Origin of the sequence: Corallococcus praedator (assembly GCF_003612125.1) — a bacterium.
Classification (GTDB): Bacteria; Myxococcota; Myxococcia; order Myxococcales; family Myxococcaceae; genus Corallococcus; species Corallococcus praedator.
In genome coordinates, this window is record NZ_RAWI01000576.1 from 1 (window position 1) to 4,461 (window position 4,461).

5 protein-coding genes are annotated in these 4,461 nt (G+C 71.9%); all 5 read right to left on the reverse strand.

Translation table 11 applies throughout. The features are described 5' to 3' along the window. Positions 1-66 precede the first annotated feature (66 nt). From folK to lysA, 5 genes are read right to left on the reverse strand one after another with little or no spacing between them, the layout of a single operon-like run. A complete protein-coding gene (gene folK / locus D7Y13_RS39030; RefSeq protein WP_120585610.1) occupies positions 67-606 on the reverse strand; it encodes a 2-amino-4-hydroxy-6-hydroxymethyldihydropteridine diphosphokinase in 540 nt (179 codons plus the stop codon). Further along, positions 603-1,370, reverse strand: coding sequence for a fumarylacetoacetate hydrolase family protein (locus D7Y13_RS39035; RefSeq protein ID WP_120537079.1), 768 nt, complete (start codon positions 1,368-1,370; stop codon positions 603-605). The genes folK and D7Y13_RS39035 overlap by 4 nt, the downstream gene beginning before the upstream one ends. After that, the gene (gene dapB, locus D7Y13_RS39040; protein WP_120537080.1) at positions 1,367-2,185 is read right to left on the reverse strand and encodes a 4-hydroxy-tetrahydrodipicolinate reductase; all 819 of its coding nucleotides are present in this window, start codon (positions 2,183-2,185) and stop codon (positions 1,367-1,369) included. The genes D7Y13_RS39035 and dapB overlap by 4 nt, the downstream gene beginning before the upstream one ends. A gap of 48 nt (positions 2,186-2,233) precedes the next feature. Next, the gene (gene dapA / locus D7Y13_RS39045) at positions 2,234-3,121 is read right to left on the reverse strand and encodes a 4-hydroxy-tetrahydrodipicolinate synthase (RefSeq protein WP_120537081.1); all 888 of its coding nucleotides are present in this window, start codon (positions 3,119-3,121) and stop codon (positions 2,234-2,236) included. 16 nt (positions 3,122-3,137) lie between these two features. Next, complete coding sequence (gene lysA / locus D7Y13_RS39050) at positions 3,138-4,379, reverse strand: diaminopimelate decarboxylase (RefSeq protein WP_120585609.1); 1,242 nt, start codon at positions 4,377-4,379, stop codon at positions 3,138-3,140. Positions 4,380-4,461 lie beyond the last annotated feature (82 nt).

Genomic DNA, 4,461 nt, shown 5'->3' on the forward strand with positions numbered 1-4,461 from the left:
GGCCAGGAGGCAGGGGGGTGGGCTCGGCCGCGAGCAGCGCGGCCGTGGCCAGGGCGAGGGACAGGCTCATAGTTCGTGCACGGGGAAACGGGCGCCCACGTCGGGCCAGCAGAGGGCCTCGCGCTTGCGGACGTCCTGGGGGGCGAGCTTCGCGAGCAGCTCCCGCACCGTCACGCCCAGCACCGGGTGCCGGGCCCAGGGGGCCAGCTCCGACAGGGGTTCCAGTGCGAAGCGGCGCTTGTGCAGCTCCAGGTGGGGCACCTGGAGGTTGGCGTCCGCGACGACGGAGCGCTCCTCCTCGTCCCACAGGAGGATGTCCAGGTCGATGGTGCGCGGCCCCCAGTGCTGGAGGCGGCGGCGGCCCAGGTCCTGTTCAATCCGTTGCAGGATGCACAGCAGGCGCTGCGGGGACAGCTCGCACTCCAGCGCCACCACGGCGTTCAGGAAGCGGGGCTGCGCGGGGCCCACCGGGGCGCTGTCGTACAGCGACGAGCAGCCCAGCACCGCCACCGCGTCGATGCAGGACATCGCGGAGAGGGCGGCCACGAGGTGGGCCTCGCGGTCGCCCTCATTGGAACCCAGACCTACATAGACGGTCGCACTCAAGGCTCCATCTCAACCGGGTTCACCAGGGTTCCGATTCCCTCCAGCTCCACCTCCACCGTGTCCCCCGCCACCAGCACGCCCACCCCGGACGGGGTGCCCGTGCTCACCAGGTCGCCCGGCAGCAGCGTCATGATGTGGGAGATGAAGGACACCAGGCGGGCGGGGCTGAACACCATGTCGGACGTCCGGCCATCCTGGCGCACCTGTCCGTTCACCCGGCACACCACCCGCAGGTCCGCCGGGGACAGGCCCGTCACGGCCCAGGGGCCCGCGCAGGCGAAGGTGTCGTAGCCCTTGGCGCGGGTGTGCTGGATTTCCTTGCGCTGGATGTCGCGCGCGGTGACGTCGTTGAAGGCGGTGAGGCCCCAGATGGCGCGCGCGGCGGTGGCCTCGTCGGCGTTCTTCACGCGCTCACCGATGAGCAGCGCCAGCTCCGCCTCGTGGTGCACCTCCTGGCTCGCCTTGGGGATGCGGATGGGCGAAAGCGGGCCGTTGAGCGCGGTGGAGGGCTTGGTGAAGATGAGCGGTTCGGTGGGGACGGGCTTGCCCATCTCCTCCGCGTGCTTGCGGTAGTTCTGCCCGATGCAGACGACCTTCGACGCATCCGACGGAACGAGCAGCGTCAGGCCCTTGAGCGACCGGCGCAGCCCCGTCTCCTTGCCTCCGGCCCACGGCGCGGCGGTGAGCACCACCACCTCGGTGCCGTCGACGCGGCCATGGCTGGCGCGGCCATCCACCTGGAAGCGGCAGTAACGGGCGGTCATGTCTTCCCCTGGAGTCCGAGCACGTCGGCCATGTCATAGAGCCCCGGCGCACGGCGCGCCACCCACCGCGCGGCCCGGAGCGCCCCTTGCGCGAACTGGTCCCGGTTCGTCGCCCGGTGGGTGAGCTCGATGCGCTCGCCCTCTCCGAAGAAGTACACGGTGTGCTCGCCCACCACGTCTCCGCCGCGCAGCGCCTGCACGCCAATCTCACCCGGGGGGCGGGCGCCCGTCTGCCCGTCGCGCACGAACGTGAGGTCATCGCGCGTGCGCCCCAGCGCCTCCGCGAGCACCTCCGCCAGCTTCAGCGCGGTGCCGCTGGGCGCGTCCTTCTTCATCCGGTGGTGCGCCTCCAGCACCTCCACGTCGAACGAGGGCCCCAGCACGCGCGCCAGCTCCGCCGCCACGCCGATGATCAGGTTGACGCCCACGGACATGTTGGGCGCCGCGACGATGGGCACCTTGCGCGCGAGCACCCGGAGCGCCGCGCTGTCGTCCTCCGTGAAGCCCGTGGAGCCCACCACCAGCGGCACGCCGCGCTCGGCGCACGTCTTCGCGTGCGCGAGGCTCGCCTGGGGGCCGGTGAAGTCCACGACGACGTCCGCCTTGGAGAACTCCAGCGCGCGGTCCAGGTCGTCCATGAGCAGCACGTCCAGCGCCGCGCCCAGCCGGGCCGCGAGCCCCGCGTCCTGCCCCGCCACCGGGCTGCCCGGGCGCACCGTGGCGCCCACCACCTGGAGGTCCTTCGCGTCGCGCGCCAGGCGCAGCAGCGTGCTGCCCATGCGGCCGGTGCTGCCGGTGATGACGGTGCGGATCATGGCGCGTGTGCTCCAGCGACGACGGGGGGACGGCGTGGGGAACGCTTTTCAGCCCTTCAACAAGCCCAGGTGCGCGAGCGCGTCCTTCAGCTTCGCCGCGTTCGCCTCGCCCATGGGGACCAGCGGCAGGCGCACCTCCGGGCCGAACATCCCCATCAGGTGCAGCGCCCACTTCACCGGGATGGGGTTTGATTCGACGAAGAGCAGCCGGTGCAGCGCGTTCATCCGCACCTGGAGCGCTCGCGCCTTCGCGATGTCGCCGCCGCGCGCCGCCGCCACCAGGTCCGCCATCATCCGGGGCGCCACGTTGGAGGACACGGAGATGACGCCCTGGCCACCACACGCGATGAAGGGCAGCACCGTGAAGTCGTCGCCGGACAGGAGCGTGAGCCGGTCGCCGCACAGCTCCACCAGGTCCACCGCGCGCGCCAGGTTGCCGGTGGCCTCCTTGAGCGCCACGACCTCCGGGATGTCGCACAGCTTGAGCGCCGTCTCCGGCAGCAGGTCCACGCCCGTGCGGCCCGGCACGTTGTAGGCGATGAGCGGGAAGCCCGGGTGCGCCTTCGCGATGGCGCGGTAGTGCTCCACGAGCCCCGCCTGCGTGGGCTTGTTGTAGTAGGGCGTGACGATGAGCGCGCCGTCCGCGCCCACCTCGCGCGCGCGGCGCACGGAGTCCACGGTCTCTCGCGTGCTGTTGCTGCCCGCGCCCGCCACCACCGGCACGCGGCCCTTCACCTCGTCCACCACCACGGCGATGGCGCGCGCGCGCTCATCCGAATCCAGGGTGACGGCCTCGCCCGTGGTGCCCATGGGCAGCAGCACGCTCGTGCCGCCTTCAAGCTGGGCGCGGACCAGGGCCCGGAAGGCCCCCTCGTCCAGCGCCCCGTTCAGGAACGGAGTGGCCAGCGCCGTCATGGAGCCTTGGAAGGTCTTCATGTCGGCGCTTATACGTTCAGGCCCGCTCGCCGCGCCAGAGGTCCTCGACGCGCTCGCGCTCGCGCACGACGCGCCACGCCTCCCCGTCCACCAGCACCTCGGCCGGCCGGGGCCGCGAGTTGTAGGTAGAAGCCATGCTCATCCCGTAGGCCCCCGCGCTCATGAAGGCGTACAGGTCGTCCTGGCGGGGCAGCACCAGGGCGCGCGCCTTCGCCAGCACGTCGGTGGACTCACACACCGGCCCCACGACGTCCACCTGCACGTCCCTGCCCCGGCGCTTCACCAGGGGCAGGAATTCATGGTGCGCTTCGTAGAGGGCCGGGCGGATGAGGTCGTTCATCCCCGCGTCCACCACCACGAAGGTGCGCGCCTCGGTGGGCTTGCGGTACAGCACGCGGGTGAGCAGCACGCCCGCGTTGCCCACGAGCGAGCGGCCCGGCTCCAAGAGCAGCGTGGCCCCGGTGGGCTTCACCGCGGCCAGCACCGTGCGCGCGTACTCCTGGGGGCTGGGGGGCGTCTCGTCCGAATAGGTGATGCCCAGGCCGCCGCCCACGTCCAGGTACTCCAGCGCGTGGCCCTTGGCCTTGAGCGTGACGTAGAGGTCCGCCACCTTGGTGAGCGCGGCGCGCATGGGCGCCGTGCGCGTGAGCTGCGAGCCGATGTGGCAGTCCAGCCCCAGCGCCCGCACGCCCTTCATCTTCTTCGCCTTCGCGTAGAGGGCGACCGCCTCCTCGAAGGGCACGCCGAACTTGGACGTCTTCAGGCCGGTGGCGATGTAGCGGTGCGTGCGGGCATCCACGTCCGGGTTCACCCGCAGCGCGAACGGCGCGCGGTGGCCCGCCCTGCGCCCCACCGCATCCAGCGCCTCCAGCTCCTCCGCGCTCTCCACGTTGAAGAGCCGGATGCCGGAGACGAGGGCCTGGGCCATCTCCTCCGGCGTCTTGCCCACGCCGGCGAACACCGTCTTGCCCGCGTCACCGCCCGCCTGCTTCACGCGGGCCAGCTCTCCGCCGGACACGATGTCGAAACCGCTGCCCAGCGCGGTGAAGAGCTTCAGGATGGCCAGGTTGGAGTTGGCCTTCACCGAATAGCAGATGAGGTGCGGGTGGCCGGCGAACGCCTCCGTCACCTCGCGGAAGCGCTCCGTGAGGGCCTGGGCGGAATAGACGTAGGTGGGCGTGCCCACCGCGTCCGCGATGGCCGACAGGGGCACCCCTTCCGCGTGCAGCGAGCCCTTGCGATACGCGAAGGCCGTCACTGGGGAAGCCCGGCGTCCGTGTTGGACGGCGGCACCGTGGGGCCGGAGGGCTCCACGGGCCCCTGGGGCGGCTCCTGCGGGG